Annotated in this window: 16 protein-coding genes; all 16 read right to left on the reverse strand. The window is 41.6% G+C overall.

Translation table 11 applies throughout. From position 1 onward, the window contains the following. Window positions 1–28: 28 nt before the first annotated feature. The 16 genes from C6Y07_RS03525 to hepT all read right to left on the reverse strand — a co-directional run bounded on the left by C6Y07_RS03525 (window position 29) and on the right by hepT (window position 16569). A complete protein-coding gene (locus C6Y07_RS03525; RefSeq protein WP_066030731.1) occupies window positions 29–1300 on the reverse strand; it encodes a tetratricopeptide repeat protein in 1272 nt (423 codons plus the stop codon). A 289-nt stretch (window positions 1301–1589) separates the two neighbouring features. Beyond that, window positions 1590–2876: a 3-phosphoshikimate 1-carboxyvinyltransferase gene (gene aroA / locus C6Y07_RS03530; protein WP_060596737.1), complete on the reverse strand. Its 1287-nt coding sequence runs from the start codon at window positions 2874–2876 to the stop codon at window positions 1590–1592. 10 nt (window positions 2877–2886) lie between these two features. Continuing rightward, window positions 2887–4002 carry a prephenate dehydrogenase gene (locus C6Y07_RS03535; protein WP_060596839.1) on the reverse strand — a complete coding sequence of 372 codons (1116 nt, stop codon included), beginning with the start codon at window positions 4000–4002 and terminating at the stop codon, window positions 2887–2889. A gap of 115 nt (window positions 4003–4117) precedes the next feature. Beyond that, complete coding sequence (gene hisC, locus C6Y07_RS03540; protein ID WP_034661979.1) at window positions 4118–5215, reverse strand: histidinol-phosphate transaminase; 1098 nt, start codon at window positions 5213–5215, stop codon at window positions 4118–4120. A gap of 10 nt (window positions 5216–5225) precedes the next feature. After that, window positions 5226–6029: a tryptophan synthase subunit alpha gene (trpA, locus tag C6Y07_RS03545; RefSeq protein WP_060596738.1), complete on the reverse strand. Its 804-nt coding sequence runs from the start codon at window positions 6027–6029 to the stop codon at window positions 5226–5228. Next, window positions 6026–7225, reverse strand: coding sequence for a tryptophan synthase subunit beta (gene trpB / locus C6Y07_RS03550; RefSeq protein WP_060596739.1), 1200 nt, complete (start codon window positions 7223–7225; stop codon window positions 6026–6028). Before trpB ends, trpA begins: the two co-directional genes overlap by 4 nt. Beyond that, entirely contained in the window at window positions 7206–7865 is a 660-nt protein-coding gene (locus tag C6Y07_RS03555) for a phosphoribosylanthranilate isomerase (protein ID WP_081311402.1), read from the reverse strand. The genes trpB and C6Y07_RS03555 overlap by 20 nt, the downstream gene beginning before the upstream one ends. A 5-nt stretch (window positions 7866–7870) precedes the next feature. Next, window positions 7871–8623, reverse strand: a complete 753-nt coding sequence (gene trpC / locus C6Y07_RS03560) for an indole-3-glycerol phosphate synthase TrpC (RefSeq protein WP_066030728.1) — start codon at window positions 8621–8623, stop codon at window positions 7871–7873. Next, window positions 8616–9638 carry an anthranilate phosphoribosyltransferase gene (trpD, locus tag C6Y07_RS03565; RefSeq protein ID WP_060596742.1) on the reverse strand — a complete coding sequence of 341 codons (1023 nt, stop codon included), beginning with the start codon at window positions 9636–9638 and terminating at the stop codon, window positions 8616–8618. The genes trpC and trpD overlap by 8 nt, the downstream gene beginning before the upstream one ends. Then, on the reverse strand, window positions 9610–11157 hold the full coding sequence (gene trpE, locus C6Y07_RS03570; protein WP_106036829.1) for an anthranilate synthase component I: 1548 nt from the start codon (window positions 11155–11157) through the stop codon (window positions 9610–9612). Before trpE ends, trpD begins: the two co-directional genes overlap by 29 nt. A 231-nt stretch (window positions 11158–11388) precedes the next feature. Next, a complete protein-coding gene (gene aroH / locus C6Y07_RS03575) occupies window positions 11389–11772 on the reverse strand; it encodes a chorismate mutase (RefSeq protein WP_034661065.1) in 384 nt (127 codons plus the stop codon). After that, complete coding sequence (gene aroB, locus C6Y07_RS03580; protein ID WP_060596744.1) at window positions 11769–12860, reverse strand: 3-dehydroquinate synthase; 1092 nt, start codon at window positions 12858–12860, stop codon at window positions 11769–11771. The genes aroH and aroB overlap by 4 nt, the downstream gene beginning before the upstream one ends. Further along, window positions 12860–14032: a chorismate synthase gene (gene aroC, locus C6Y07_RS03585; RefSeq protein ID WP_060596745.1), complete on the reverse strand. Its 1173-nt coding sequence runs from the start codon at window positions 14030–14032 to the stop codon at window positions 12860–12862. Before aroC ends, aroB begins: the two co-directional genes overlap by 1 nt. Window positions 14033–14105: 73 nt before the next feature. Further along, on the reverse strand, window positions 14106–14885 hold the full coding sequence (locus C6Y07_RS03590) for a CheR family methyltransferase (protein WP_066030725.1): 780 nt from the start codon (window positions 14883–14885) through the stop codon (window positions 14106–14108). Window positions 14886–15030: 145 nt separating this feature from the next. Then, complete coding sequence (ndk, locus tag C6Y07_RS03595) at window positions 15031–15477, reverse strand: nucleoside-diphosphate kinase (RefSeq protein WP_034661072.1); 447 nt, start codon at window positions 15475–15477, stop codon at window positions 15031–15033. Window positions 15478–15606: 129 nt separating this feature from the next. Next, window positions 15607–16569 (reverse strand): heptaprenyl diphosphate synthase component II, encoded by a 963-nt coding sequence (gene hepT, locus C6Y07_RS03600; protein WP_034661075.1) that lies wholly within the window; start codon window positions 16567–16569, stop codon window positions 15607–15609. Window positions 16570–16581 lie beyond the last annotated feature (12 nt).

Here is a 16581-nt window from a genome sequence, read left to right on the forward strand (position 1 = left end):
CAACAAACCAGTTCTTCATTCCTGCAAACTATAAGGAAATTTCGTCTTCAATTCTTAAAATCGTTTCTTCGATTTCTTCATTCGTGCCATCTTTCTGAAGAACTTTGCGTAATAGCGGCAATGCTTCTTTTTGTCTGCCTTCTTCTAAAAGGAACGAAGCGTATTCATATAAAAAGTCACGCTCCTCATCAAAATCAGGCAGAGCCAGCTTGAAGTAATCGGCTGCTTCTTTGTATTCCTCTCGTCCAACAGAAGCAGATGCAGCATACCAATTCCATTTTGGATCATCTTCCCCAAAGCTTTTAACTTCTTTAATGACATCCAGGATTTCATCAAAAAGCTCTTCATTTAAATAGATCGCGAGCAATGTTTGAACCGCTTCAATATATCCCGGATCAAGAGCAAGTGCTTCTTGAAGCAGCTTTTTCGCATCTTCTGAATCCCCATTTTTCAAGTCAATCTTTGCACCATATAAATATAATTCTTTGTTATACTCATCAATTTTAATACCCTCTTTTACTACCTCTAAAGCCTCCTGATATAGTCCTTCTTCCTCATAACTTTTCGCTAAAGGCATATAAAGAGACGAATAAGACGGATCAATATCTTTTAGTTCTGAAAGCTGCTGAATGGCTGTTTTCGTTCTGCCGGCCCTCATCGCTGTAAATCCGTAGCCAAAAAGTGTATTCGGGTCTGTTTGATCTTTTACTGCCTTTTCGTACCATTCAAGCGCATCTTCAAATTCTCCAGCGGTGCTGAGTGATTCAGCGAGTCTCTGATAAACATTGACGCCGCCAACCTCATGTTGTTGATCTGCGACTTTGTAGAAATAGTCGGCGGCTTTCTTTGAAAGACCTTGTGAAAAATATAATTCACCTAACGCAAAATCAATGATGGCTTCATTTGGAAGCAGTTCTTTCGCTTTTAAGAGCTTTTGTTCACTGACTTCAAATAGTCCTTGCATTTGATACAAATCTGCCATTAACAATAAACTCTCTGGATACGCATCATCATCTTCAGGAATCGTCTCTAATACCGAAATCGCCTTTTCTTCTTCATCAGAGTCAATCAGTAGCTCTGCATAAAAACATGTTAACCCTGTTTCCTCTGGATATAAATCATGTAAATCACTGATGAGATTCCGCGCTTTATCGATATCTCCCCAATCATAATATAACTGAGCTGCCTGCGCCTTTTCTTCATCATGCAAATGATTTTCTGCCTGAGCAAGTGTTTGGAGTCCTTTTTCAGTCTCACCCGCCTCAACTAATTTTATGGCTTCTTGTAATGAACTATTCAAATCAAACCGTTCCTTTCTGTTTCCAAAAACCTAAACTATTGTTACTTCATATCATAATCGACAGGTACTCATCCAGCAAATATGTTGCTCTTTTAAAATGAACCCATTTTTTTGTTTTAAAGACTGTTTTTCATTTCATCCTTTACGAAACGGAAGTTTTGTAAACTGCAAGCACCTGAAATTCATTTTTTTATCGGATAAAATGATTTTTTCCAGGTTTCATCTTGAGACAAGCTATGCTATATTTCTTACAAATATGCATAAGGAAAGAAAAAGCCTGAGGACATCCTCAGACTGTTTTGGTTAAGTATTCAATGTGTTCAAAGAAATTCGGGTATGATACACGAACAGCATCTGTATCTTCAATCTCAACAGCTTGCTTTGTGATGCAAGCAGCAACCCCCAGCATCATACCGATTCGGTGATCTCCGTAGCTTGACACGATAGCGCCGCCTTTAAGTGTGGTTTTACCATGAATCTTCATACCATCATCAGTTGCTTCAATTTCAGCACCGAGTTTTTTAAGTTCTGACACGACGGTATCAATTCGATTGGTCTCTTTTACTTTTAACTCAGCAGCATCTTTAATAATCGTTGTTCCTTCTGCTTGTGTCGCTAGAAGCGCTATAATCGGGATTTCGTCGATGAGTCTTGAAATCATGTCACCAGAAATTTCAATTCCTTTTAATGAAGAGGTTGAAATCGTTAAATCACCATACGGTTCTCCGTCTTTTGCATCTACTTCTTTGATCTCAAGATTCGCACCCATTTGTTTCAGTACATCGATAATACCCGTTCTTGTTTTGTTTAGCCCGACATTTTTTAACACAATCCGGCTGTTAGGAACAATAGATCCAGCAACAAGGAAAAATGCAGCTGAAGAGATGTCTCCAGGAACAAATATATCTGTTGCTTTTAATGTTTGACCGCCTTCAATGGAAACACTTTGTTCATCTTCGTCTAGTTTTACACCAAACATAGAGAGCATTCTTTCTGTATGATCTCTTGATTTATGCGGTTCAGTTAATGTTGTTGTTCCCTCTGCTTGAAGCCCCGCTAAAAGGACAGCGGACTTAATTTGGGCACTTGCCACCGGAGACTCATATGAGATACCTTTTAAATGACCGCCACGAATAGACAGTGGCGTATACTCGCCGTTTGCTCTGCCATCTATTTTCGCTCCCAGTTGTTTAAGTGGACCTGTTACTCGTTGCATTGGTCTTTTAGCAATACTCTCATCACCGATCAGTGTACTGTGAAACTCACAACCAGCTAATATTCCCATCATTAATCGAATGGTTGTACCAGAATTCCCAACATCGAGGACGTCAGACGGCTCCTTGAGCTCTTTCAGTCCCTTACCGTGGATCACAACATCTGTCCCTTTTTGTTCAATTTCAACGCCCATCTTTCTAAAGCAATCAATCGTACTTAAACAATCGGCTCCAGGAAGAAAGTTTTTCACCACTGTAGTCCCATCAGCAATTGCACCAAACATCACTGATCTATGAGAAATGGATTTATCACCTGGAATATGAATGACTCCATTCATAGGAGCATTTTTATGAATTTTCATGTTTGTCACCTCAGTCAGCATAAAATGTATCGTAATTCGCTCTATTTTTTATACAGATCTCTGCACGCTTACGGTCGTCATCTGTTTGAAAACTAATGCGCAAAATCCCATTAATGTCTTCTCGCGTTTCAATAATACGGATATTCGTAATACTGATGTTTTCATTTGCTAAATGCCCTGTAATCTCCGAAATGACCCCAGGGTGATCTGGAACATCCACATAAAGGTCATAAAAAGCAGGAATGGCACCTTTTTTCCTAAGAGGAAGTCCATCGCGATATTCCTTTGCCTCTTGAAAATAAGAGAACAAGCCTTCAGCGTCTTCTTGCTGTACAAAGGTCTCAATGCGGTCGATCTCTTTTTTCCATTCATGGAACCGGTCTAAAATCTTGTTTTTGTTGTGCAGAAGGATATCTCGCCACATTGCAGGATTGCTTGAAGCAATACGTGTAATGTCACGAAAGCCTCCAGCAGCAAACCGTTTGACAAGTGGGAATTGTTCTTCAAAATGATGTGCTTGATGCACAAGGCTGGCTGCAACAATATGAGGGAAATGACTAATCACACTTGTTACACCATCATGTTCTTCTGGAGTCATCTCAATGAAATGAGCATTTGTCCCCTTTAACAAGTCCTTCAAACGATCAACAGCCTGGCGATTTGTTTCCTTTGCCGGCGTTAAAATGTAGAATGCATTTTCAAATAAAAAGTCTTTCGCTGCAATGACTCCTGACTTATGAGAGCCTGCCATCGGATGTCCACCAATAAATTGGTAGTGCTTAGGAAGCGTTTTTTCAGCAAAATGGACGACCTTTTGCTTTGTGCTGCCAACATCGGTAATTGTGAGCTCTCTCTCAATTCCAGAGTTTGCAATCTCACGAAGCATCTTGACTGTTTGCTGAACTGGTGTTGCCAATATAATAGTCGCAGATTCATCCAAACCTGCCGCAAATGAATCAGCTGCTAAATCAATGATACCCAACTTTGTTGCCGCAACCATTTGTTCTTTGGACACATCGTATCCTACAATTTTTTTATGGGGATACTCTTTTTTAATCGACAGTGCGATGGAACCTCCAATTAAGCCAAGTCCAGCGATTAATATTGTTTCGTTTGCATCATTCATGTTCATCACCTGTTTTTTCACGAAAATTAAAAAAGCCATTTCAACAGCTTATATGTATATGAGGTTGGTACAATGAAAGCCATATCCTGCCTTAGGATATGACTTTATGGTTATGCTACGCACGAATGCCTTGCATTAAATCGGCAAGTGTACTTAGAATTTCTGCATTTTGCTCCATTGTTCCGACCGTAATACGTAAAGAAGTCGGAAAACCAAGTGCTTTACCAGAACGAACAATGTAGCCTTTTTTCAATAATGCATTGAATAATTCATCTGCATCTCTCTTAAAATCAATCAGCACGAAGTTTGTTTGAGACGGATAAATAAAAAGTCCAAAACGGTCAGCAAATTCTTGATATTGCTTGAGACCTGCTTCATTTTTCTGTCTGCAAGATTGAATGAAATCCTGATCTTTTATCGCTGCACGTGCAGCTGCCTGAGCGATACGACTCGTATTAAACGGCTCTCTCGCTGGTTCAATCGCAGTAATCAACTCTTCCGACGCAATGCCATAGCCTACTCGAAGTGCAGCCAGTCCATACGCTTTTGAAAACGTTCGGAGTACGATGACATTTTGATAGGAGTGTAATAAAGATAAGCTGTTCGGAAAGTCTTCCGCACGAACGTATTCGACATATGCTTCATCTAGTACAACAAGCACATGAGCTGGTACTTGGTCTAAAAACGCCACAAGCTCAGATTCTGACAAATGATTTCCCGTCGGGTTATTCGGGTTGCATACCCAGACGACCTTCGTGTTCTCATCAATCGCATCCAGCATGCCCTTCAGATCGTGAGCTCCTCCGTCTAAAAGCGGCACCTCTCGAATCTCTGCCTGCTCAATGACGGCATTGTGACGGTATTGCGGAAAAGATGGAGCTGGGATGACGGTATTTGTATGTTGGTCAAGGAATGCCCTAGCAATAATTTGCACAAGTTCATCTGAGCCATTCCCGAATATTAATTGTTTTTCATTTACTTGAAGAAACTCAGCAAGCTCCGTTCTTAAACTTGCGCTGTATCCATCTGGATAGATCGCTAAATGTTCGAGCTCAGCTTGTATCGCCTCTCTTGCATGTAAGGAACATCCAAAAGGGTTTTCATTTGAAGCCAATTTCACAATCTTGTCTAATTGATATTCTTTTTTGACCTCTTCAATTGGTTTCCCAGGTTGATACGGTTTTAGTTGTTTTAATTGATCTTTGATTTGCAAAAGTTTCACCTCATTTGAATGAATAGAGGGGACTAAATGTTTTTGCATAGGTTTCAAATTCTCTTAAAGCTTCTTGACGTGTATCACTTGCTAACAATTGATCTTGAAGTTCTTCAATTTTTTTCACAAGTGCACTGCCTACAACGACACCGTCACTCAGTTTATTCATTGAGTCTACCTGCTCTCTTGTTGAGATGCCAAAACCGACCGCAACCGGTATGTGACTCAGCTGTTTCACTTGTTGAATAAAATCAGTAATCGATTCGTCAAAGGTTTGTCTGACACCTGTTACACCAAGAGATGAAACACAATACACAAAACCTTCTGCCTGCTCTACAATGTTTACTAATCGTTCCTTGCTGGTTGGTGCAACGAGCGAAATATATGAAATGTCATAAGTTTGACAGTTCTTTTGCAGCTCACTGCTCTCTTCAAACGGCAAGTCGGGTGTTAAGAGTCCCGAAATATGATTTTTGCGCAGTAAAGCGAAAAAGTATTCTGTGTCTAATTGTAACACAGGATTATAATACGTAAATAGAATTACAGGAATTTTTACACCATTTTTTTTCATCTTCCCTGCTAATTCTATCGCTTTTACGATATTCATGCCATGATTTAGAGCTCTTTTGGAGGCTCTTTGAATGACAGGACCGTCCGCTAGCGGGTCGGAATAAGGGACACCTAGTTCAATCGCATGTGCACCGGCTGCTTGAAGGGACACAGCTAAATCAATCGTGACTTCTTCTGACGGATCTCCTGCCGTGATAAATGGGATGAATAATTTCTCGCCTTTCTCTAATTGAAATGTGATCATTTGGTTTTGCCCTCACTTTCAAACACATTCATTAATGTATGCACATCCTTATCTCCTCTTCCTGACAGGCAGACAAGGACGATTTCATCTTCATTCATCGTCCTGCTCATCTCAAACGCCTTGGCTAAAGCGTGTGCTGATTCAATCGCTGGCAGGATTCCTTCCTTTTCTGTCAGCAGCTTTAGCGCATCCAGTGCTTCTTGATCTGTAGCACTCACATATTGAACCCGGCCGCTCGCATGTAAATATGCGTGCTCTGGCCCGATCCCAGGATAATCTAAACCAGCTGAAATGGAATAGGGCTCAATAATCTGGCCAAATTCGTCTTGGATTAAATATGTCAAAGATCCATGAATGACCCCTTTTGTCCCCTTCGTAATGGTTGCTGCATGAAGCGGCGTATCGATTCCTTTTCCAGCGGCTTCTACACCAATAATATCAATCTCTTCATCTAAAAACGCTCGGTACATTCCAATGGCATTACTTCCGCCGCCGACACAAGCAATGACTTTATGTGGGAGCCTGCCTTCTTTTTTAATTATCTGCTCTTTTGCTTCATCACCAATCATCCGCTGGAACTCACTGACGATTTGGGGATACGGGTGAGGTCCTACAACTGAGCCGATCATATAGAAATGATCACTGCAGTGCTGGACCCAGTAACGAATCGCTTCGTTGGTTGCATCTTTTAATGTGCCGTTCCCGCTTGTGACAGGTATGACCTCAGCGCCAAGGAGCTTCATTCGGAATACATTGAGTGATTGTCTTTCCACATCCTCTTTCCCCATAAATACCGTGCAGGATAATCCAAACTTTGCGGCCACCGTTGCGGCTGCTACTCCGTGCTGTCCTGCGCCTGTTTCCGCGATGATGTTTGATTTCCCCATTTTTTTCGCAAGCAGAGCCTGCCCAAGTGCATTGTTAATTTTATGAGCGCCTGTATGGTTTAAATCTTCTCTTTTTAAATAGATTTTTGCGCCGCCGAGGTATGCTGATAATTGATCAGCATATGTCAGCGCAGTCGGTCTGCCTGAATAGTTTTGCAAAAGGGAAAGATATTCTTGCTCAAAAGCAGGGTCTTCTTTTAATTCGTTAAATGCTTGTTCGATTTCTTTGAGTGGCTGCATGAGCGTCTCAGGAACAAATTTCCCTCCGAATTCTCCATATCTGCCAATCTCATTTGGATATGCGTACATCGTTTAACATCCTTTCTTCGAGCGCTTTGATCTTAGCACTGCTTTTCTTCCCGTTTTCTTCTATGCCGCTTGAAAGATCGATCGCTTTTGGGCCATAGGCAAGCAGCTCTGGCAGCGTTTCTGGTGTTATTCCGCCTGCAATGATGCATGTTTTCTCCAGTCGTTTTGCCTGCTGAATGTATACAGGTACCGCTTCCCATGTAAAAGCTGTGCCAGAACCACCTCTCATTCCTTTTACTTTCGCATCAATGAGGAAACCATCGACAAACGGCGCAAATGCCGTCATTTTATCGAGTGTTTCTTTTACATCGGGCTCGTGGTGAAAGACTTTCCACACAATCGCTCCTGTTTGTTGTTTTATTTCTTTTGCATCCTCTCGTGTTTCATCTCCATGCAGCTGCACGATATCTAAAGGAATATGCTTTGTGATGTCACACACTTTTTGGATTTTTTCATTTACAAATACACCAGTAATCTCTTTCTCGCACTGCGACTCGGTGAGCCATTGTTTCACTTGTTCTGGATCGACTTGTCTTTTACTTGGAGCAAAAATAAACCCGATCGCATCTGCTTGAGATTGCGCAATGCATTCTACATCTTCTAGTGAGACCGCTCCGCAATATTTTAAAAAAGGCTTCATCGTGATCATTCACCAAACAACGTCTGGACGGCTTTTTCTTGTGAGGGTTCTCTCATTAATGATTCACCTACAAGGACAGCACTCGCTCCATGTTTTTTAACAAAGGTCAGATCATCAAATGTCTGAATACCGCTTTCACTTACTAGTAAGACATCCTTTGGAACAAGTGGTGCAATCTCTTTTGTTTGCTCAACTGTTGTTTTAAATGTTTTTAAATTTCGGTTATTCACGCCAATGATTTCAGGGGTGAATAGGTTTAAGATTTGTTCCAGTGTATCTGCTGCATGAACTTCGACAAGAATATCTAGTCCTTTTTCCTTCGCTTCAACATAGAGTTCATGCAGATGTTTCGGTTCAAGCACTTCTCCAATTAATAAAATGGCATCTGCACCGATACGTCTTGACTCTTCTACCTGTATGGAATCGATGATAAAGTCTTTTCTTAAAATTGGACGTCCGACGTGTTCTTTAATTAAGGAAAGATACTCGTTCTTCCCTTGAAAAAATGGTTCATCTGTTAAGACTGATAAGCAATCAGCATTCGATTTTTCGTATGCTTTTGCTGTTTGCAGAGGATCAAAATTCGGCTGAATGATTCCTTTGGAAGGAGATGCCTTTTTCACCTCAGCAATGAGCCCAATCGAACGGTGAGGATTCATCAGTGCTTCTTTAAATGATCGTCTTTCATAGTTTCCATCATCAGGTAACTCCAACGTTTGGATATGTTCTTTTTTGCGTGCAATGATTTGATTAAGCATAGATCTCTTCCTCTTTCGTTTTTTGTCTTAAACGAGCCAATTGTTCTTTGGCTGCTCCGTTTTTTATCGTTTCTAATGCTTTTAATGTTCCTGCCATGAGGCTTTCAGACTTGCCTGCGATATATAAAGCCGCTCCGGCATTCAGAGCTGTAATATGAAGCGGCGCCCCTTCTGTTTGATGATTCAATATATTCTGAATCAATTTTGCGCTCTCTTCCGGTGATTGGACCTGAATATCTGATAAGTATCCTTTTTCCAGTCCAAAGTCTTCTGGGTTTAGCGTATATTCTGTCATGGCACCTTTTTTGAGTTCAATCACATATGAATTTGCTGTAATCGTTAATTCATCCAGCCCGTCTTCCCCGCATACAAACAAGACATGCTCTGGCTCTAATGGGGCAAGGGCTTCCGCCATTAATTTCGCCTTTTCCTTTGCATACACACCGATGATTTGCTTTTTGGCTTGCATCGGGTGGCAAAGCGGTCCTAATAGATTAAATACCGTCCGGAAGCCAAGCTGCTTGCGGACTGCTGCTACTTGTTTCATAGATGAATGGTACAGTGGTGCAAATAAAAAGCCCATGTTTTTGTCTTGTATTTGTCTTCTCGTTTCTTCTGGAGTGGATTGAATGTGAATGCCAAGACACTCTAGCACGTCGGCACTTCCGCTTTTAGAAGAGACTGAACGATTTCCGTGTTTTGCGATTTTAGCACCAGCGGCGGAAGCCACAATGGCAGCTGCAGTTGATATATTAAATGTAGAGAGTCCATCGCCTCCTGTACCGCATGTGTCAACGACATCGAGCGATCTTTCCGCTGGTGCTGCCTTTTGCCGCATGGCCCTCACGAAGCCTGTCATTTCTTCAGCGGTTTCTCCTCTGTGCGCTAAAATCGATAGACTTGCAGCGACTTCAGCATCTGTTAAAGACCCGCTCATCATATCATGCATTAGCCTATGGGCTTCATTTTCTGATAGGAAGCCTCCGTTAACAAGAGCTGAAAGTCGCTGATTCATCCTGCACACTCTCCTTTTCTGAGAAAATATGTTCAGCAAGCTGAATGGCCTTCAGAAGCGCTCCTGCCTTGTTACAAGTCTCTTCCCATTCATTTTCTGGAACAGAATCTGCGACAATGCCAGCGCCTGCTTGTATGGAAGCGGTCTGATCTTTGATGCTCATGGTGCGAATGGTAATACAAGAGTCGATATTGCCGTCGAACCCAATATAGGCAATACAGCCGCCATACGTTTCCCTTGGCTCAGGCTCCATTTCATTTAATAATTGCATCGCTCTTATTTTCGGTGCCCCTGTTAATGTGCCTGCAGGAAAAGCGGACATGAGCGCATCGACTGGGTGTGTATCCTGCTTTAGCTTCCCTGTCACAATGGAGATGATGTGCATGACATGTGAAAAGTTCACAACTTTTGTAAAGGTCGGTACAGACACACTGCCGTATTCTGCTACGCGGCCGACATCATTTCTGGCTAGATCTACTAACATGTAATGTTCTGCTTTTTCTTTCTCATCCTCTAACAGCTCTCTTGCAAGCGCAGCGTCCTCTTCTTTTGTTTTTCCTCGTTTTCTTGTGCCTGCAATGGGGTGAATTTCTAAGTGCCCATTTTTGGCATGGATTAATCGTTCTGGCGAGCTTCCGACTAAATCGCGGTCTTTTAATTTCATAAAATACATGTATGGAGATGGATTCACAATGCGAAGCACGCGGTATAATTCAAATGAACTCACTGACACTGGGATATCAAAGCGCTGTGAGAGGACGCCTTGAAAAATATCACCTGCTCGAATGTATTCTTTGATTTTTTCTACGTCCTTTAAAAATTGCGCTTTTTCATAGGTTGACGTCACATGTTCAAAGGACGGTGATTCGTTCATATTCCCTGATAAAATCAGTTCTTTCATATCAATCTTTGTATGGAGCTTGTGAATCATCTGTTCAAGCCGCTTTTGATTTTCTTTATAAGCTTGTATTTTTTCGTCTTCTGTTTCATTTCCGGTCAGCTGGGTGTATTGGATAAAATGAACATGATTAGTTTCATGATCAAAGGCAATCATCGTTTGGCAGACAAATAGAGTACAATTGTCTGTCGTTGATGCGCTTAGGTGTGGCCTGACAGAAGGTTCAATACTTGGAATAAGATCGTAACTTAAGTACCCAACTGCCCCGCCTGTAAATGGGATGTCAACATCTGGTGTCTTGATTTGGTATTGCTCTTTCATCCAGTCTAGTAAGTCTTTCAGTTCTTGCTTTTTCATGACTTCCTGCCCTGCAGCGTCACGTGCAATATATTGGTTTTGGTCATCGTGTAAGGTTAAAAAAGGATGTAATCCGATGAAGGAATATCTCGACCAGCTAGAAGACTCGTCTCTGCTTTCTAGCAGATACACAATATCTTGCTTGAGTTTTTCGACAATTTGAATCGGTGAGAGCGTATCAACTGTAATGGTTTCAACAATCGGGATTGTTTTGTGGGACTCGCTGTCCCTTAAAAATTGGGTCAGGTTTGATTGGGAATTCATAAGCACACTCCTTAAATGGGATTAAGGAGAATGAGGGGACATATAGAGGGTTTGTATGAGTATACGAAATAAGCCTAAAAGAGGGTTGCTCTTTTAGGCAGTATGATGAAATAGACGTATCGTATCTCTGCTCAACTCTACTCATCTCAACTACCCTAGTCTCATTCTCATCTTCTCTAAGCTTGCAATGCCGTTTACACCTGTGTGTAAACTTCGGCTGTTCATATCGTATTATAATTCCTTGTTTTTTGTCAACTGTAAATCAGGGCGAAGCGTCACAGCTTCTTCCAAGTACACATGCTGCACATCTTCCTGCTTTGTGTCTGTTTGGACCGTCATTAAAACGCGAATGCAATGCTTTAGACCGCCTTGAATGTCCAGCTCCTGCATACAAGTAACAGGCACATACGTCCATCCTTCAAACTGACGAAGGGCTTTTGCCGGAAAAACGGAGTGAATATCTTGTGTAGCTGAAATTAAGATCTGCACGACACGTTCTGGATCTACTTGATTTCTTGAAATAATCGCTTCTAGCAGCTGTTTCGTTTTGTTTAACACTTCTGTTTCTGTATCTTCTGTCACAGTTGTAGCCCCACGTATCCCGCGAAACATCATAGACATCCCTCCTCCCGTTTCCATTCTTCGAGCCAGTGATGCAGCTCATCTTTTGTGAAAGACTGCAAGACAGCGTCTCCAACCTGTTTTAATAAAACAAATTGAACGGTTCCGCCTCTTGCCTTTTTATCACCAATCATTCGGTCAACAAATGTTTTCGTGGAAATGTTTTGAGTGACTTGTACCGGGAATCCGAGTTCTTTCATCCAATTTTTTAGTTCCATCCGATTGAGGCTGAGTCCCAGCTTCTTTTCGCTCACATATAGCGCAAACTGCATGCCGATTGCAATAGCATCTCCGTGCGTGATAACGCCGTATCCATACTCTGCTTCAATGGCGTGCCCAAGTGTATGACCTAAATTCAAAAATGCACGCACGCCTTGTTCTCTTTCGTCTTTTTGAACAATCGACGCTTTGACTTGAATCCCTTGATACAGCATATGTGCCAGCTCGCTCTTTGAACATTCCGCCAAAGAACGAATGGACATCAGTTCTGATAAAAAGTCTTCACTTGAAATGAGGGCATGTTTGATGACCTCAGCAAAGCCTGACCTCATTTCAATTTGAGATAGTGTCTCAAGCATACTCGTATCATAGATCACAGCTTTCGGCTGATGAAATGCACCGATTAAATTTTTACCGAGCGGGTGGTTAATCCCTGTTTTCCCGCCAACTGCACTGTCATGTGCCAGCAGCGTCGTCGGCACTTGAATAAAATCAATGCCTCTCATATAACTAGCAGCAACAAAGCCAGCCAAATCCCCAATTACGCCTCCTCCCAGCGCAATGATGCACGAGGAGCGATCCAGCTGAAACTGAATGGCCTTCGTATGAATATGCTCAAACTCAGCAAAAGATTTCGACTGCTCTCCGCTTGGCACAACCACTTTATGCACAGACCACTTCTGCTTAAGTAATCGAACCATTTCATCACCGTAAATGGCATCAACAGCTGTATCTGTAACGATTAGGAGCTTCGTATAGGAATGCCCCGTGGAAGTCATCAAGTCGACGATATTGCGTTTAATCCCATCACCGATGTATACAGGATAAGTGGCTGAAGACGTCTTAACTTCCAGTGTTTTCATTAAAATTCCCTCTGAAGCTGGCGCATTTTTTCAACATTTTCTTTAATGCGGTCGATTTGATCAAGACCAAACTGCTCAACAACAGCATTGGCAATTTCCCAAGCCACGACTGCTTCTGCGACAACACTTGCGGCAGGAACAGCACAGCTGTCAGAACGTTCAATACTTGCGGAGAAAGGTTCTTTTGTTTCAATGTCAACGCTTTGAAGCGGTTTATAAAGCGTTGGGATTGGTTTCATGACCCCTCTTACGACAATTGGCATACCAGTTGACATTCCGCCTTCAAGACCGCCTAAGCGATTTGTTTTTCTCGTATAGCCTTTTTCTTCATCCCAGATGATTTCATCATGGACCTCACTACCATTTTTAGAAGCCGCCTCGAAGCCGATACCAAATTCAACCCCTTTAAAAGCGTTGATACTCAGAACAGCACCTGCAAGCTTGCTGTCTAATTTGCGGTCATAGTGAACATAGCTTCCGACTCCAACCGGCATTCCTTCAACGATAACTTCAACAATTCCGCCAATTGAATCACCGTTTTTCTTCGCTTCATCAATGGCATCCATCATTTTTTGACCTGCTTCACTGTCGTAGCAGCGAACAGGCGACTCTTCCGTTACCTTTTGCAAATCTTCAATCGATTTATATGTCGTATGAGCTGCTTTCACTCCGCCAATTTCAAGAACGTGGCCAGCTACCTTGATTCCTAGATGAGCCAAGATTTGTTTGGCGACTGCGCCTGCTGCTACGCGAACGGTTGTCTCGCGGGCTGATGAACGCTCTAATACGTTTCGCATATCACGATGTCCATATTTAATCGCACCATTTAAATCCGCATGTCCTGGTCTAGGGCGTGAAATTTGACGCTTCATTTCACTCTCTTCTTCTTCTGTGATCGGCTCTGCCCCCATCACCTTTGTCCAATGCTTCCAGTCGTTGTTTTCAACGACAAGTGCAATAGGAGAACCTAATGTTTTCCCGTGGCGAACACCACTTAACACTTTCGCTTGGTCTTTTTCAATCTGCATTCTTCGCCCGCGGCCGTGACCTTTTTGTCTTCTAGCCAATTCATAATTGATGTCATCCTGCTCTATGTAAAGTCCCGCTGGAACGCCTTCAATAATTGTGGTCAATTGTGGACCATGTGATTCACCTGCTGTTAAGTATCTCATGACTTGATCTCCCTTCATCGCATTAACGCTTTTAAGTAAAACTATGATAACACACTTACTACTAAAAAGTCAGCTACAACCCCTTCTTTTGATAAAAGAAAGTATCAGCAGATGTCAGTCCAAACTTTTCTGGGTGAAAAATTTGTTCAGTAGAACCCACAAATAATACGCCATTTGGTTTTAAACTGCTGCTCATTTTCAAGTAAATCTCTTCTTTTGCCTCTTCTGTAAAGTAAATGAGGACATTTCGGCACACGATAAGATCAAGCTGTTTTTCATAAGGATCTGCTAAAAGGTTGTGCTTCTTAAATTGAATGTGCTTTCGCACATCATCCTTCACAGTGTAAAATGAAGAATCTTCTTTTGTGAAATATTTTTGCTTGATTTGATCTGGTACCTCTTGCAATGATCGTTCATGATATCTTCCTTTTTGAGCTGATTGCAGAACTTTATCATCAATATCAGTTGCAATAATTTGGAAGTCCTTCACGAGCGGATGGCTTGATAGAAGCATTGAGAGTGTATACGGCTCCTCTCCTGTCGAACATGCTGCACTCCATATTTTTAGGGTGCCGCTGTTTTTCGAAAGCAGCGGAAGAATTTTTTGGTCAAGCACTTCCCAGCGCTGATAGTTTCGGTAAAATTCTGACACATTGATCGTCATTCGATCCATCGTCTCATCTAATAGTGCTCTATCCTTTTCAAGGGCAGCCGCGAATGCTTCAAAATCTCTATATCCTTTTTTATCATAAAGTGACGTTAATCTTCGTTTCATTTGTGCTTCTTTATATAAATTCAGATCCACCCCGGTTAGTTTTTTCCATTTTCCGACAAATACTTGATATTGATCCATCAAAGTCCTCTCCTGTCTCATCTATCTTTGTCCTAGTATAGCTGTTTTTATCGAAAATTTGTATCTTCTCATGCGAAATTTCGTGTAGAAATATTCATATAAAAAAAGCCAAGGTGCTCATTTGATGAACACCTTGGCTTGAACCTTAATAAATCCAGCTTGAGATGGTTTGATCCCAGCTTGTGAGTTCTTCTTGTTTGAAGAATAAGTTGATTTCTCTTTCAGCACTTTCTGGTGAGTCTGAGCCATGGATAATGTTTTTTCCAACCGTCAATCCATAGTCTCCTCTTATTGTGCCTGGAAGTGCTTCCTTCGGGTTTGTTTTGCCGATAATCTGTCTTGTTACATCTACTACCTGTTCACCTTGCCATACCATTGCAAATACTGGTCCTGACGTAATAAAGTCAACCAATTCCCCGAAAAATGGTTTTTCTTTATGCTCTCCGTAATGTGTTTCTGCTACTTCTTTTGGAATACTCATTAGTTTTGCACCAACAAGCTGAAGCCCCTTTTTTTCGAATCTTGACACAATTTCACCGATTAATTGTCTTTCCACACCATCAGGTTTGACCATAAGAAATGTTTTGTCCATATACGTTCTCCACCCCGTCGTTATGTATGTATAGGCTTACATTGTTACAAAGTGATCGTATCATTTTTTTTTATAATAATCAATTTTTGACAAAAAATTTCACAAAAAAACCAATCAACAACATGTTGATTAGAATTTTCGTTTTCCAATATATTTGGCAATGGAGGCGAGTGACGTTTTCGCTCGTCCTCGAGGAAGTTTGTCCAGCTGTTCAAATGCCTTCTTCAAATACATTTCACTCACTCGAATCGAGCGGTCGATCGCATCTGTTTGTTTGAGATGTTCAATCACAGGCTTCAGCTGCATTTCCGTTGTTTCACTATTAATCAGCTTTAATTGGCCTTCGAGTGCCTGGTTCTTCAGTGCATATAAGACCGGGAGTGTGACATTTCCTTGTAAAAGGTCTCCCCCAACAGGCTTACCAAGCTCTTCTTCAGTTGATGTGAAATCAAGCACATCATCAATGATCTGATAGGACATACCGACATAATAGCCAAACCAGTAAAGGGCTTTATGTGTTTTCTCATCTGTACCTGCTGCTATCGCACCTAACTGGCAGCTGCCTGCAATGAGCAAGGCTGTTTTTCGTTTGATTCTTCTTAAGTATGTACGCAGGTTTTGATCCATATTGTATTTGTCTTTCACTTGCTCGATTTCACCAAGACAGAGCTCGACGACCATCTTTGACAAAATTTCATGCGCCATTGGGTGATTGATCTTTGTCATATACTCAAGTGATCTTGCAAACATATAATCTCCTGTGTACATGGCAATTCGATTGTCCCATTTTGCCTTAATCGTTGGCTTGCCTCTTCTCAGCTCAGCATCATCAATGACATCATCATGAACGAGCGATGCCATATGAATCAGCTCAAGAGCAACGGCAACATATTTAATTTTATTAATGTCATAGTCGCCAAACATGCCTGAAAGGAGAACAAAAACGGGGCGGATTCGTTTTCCGCCCGCTTGCAGCAAATGAAGACCTGCTTCACTTAATAATGCATAATCAGAGCGAACTGTTTGTTCAAGCTCTTTTTCAATAATATCGATATCATGATTTAAAAAAGAGATCATTGCTTTTAGTTTCATTATTTTCACCCA

Origin of the sequence: Bacillus sp. LNXM12-1, assembly GCF_003004375.1 — a bacterium.
Classification (GTDB): Bacteria; Bacillota; Bacilli; order Bacillales; family Bacillaceae; genus Bacillus.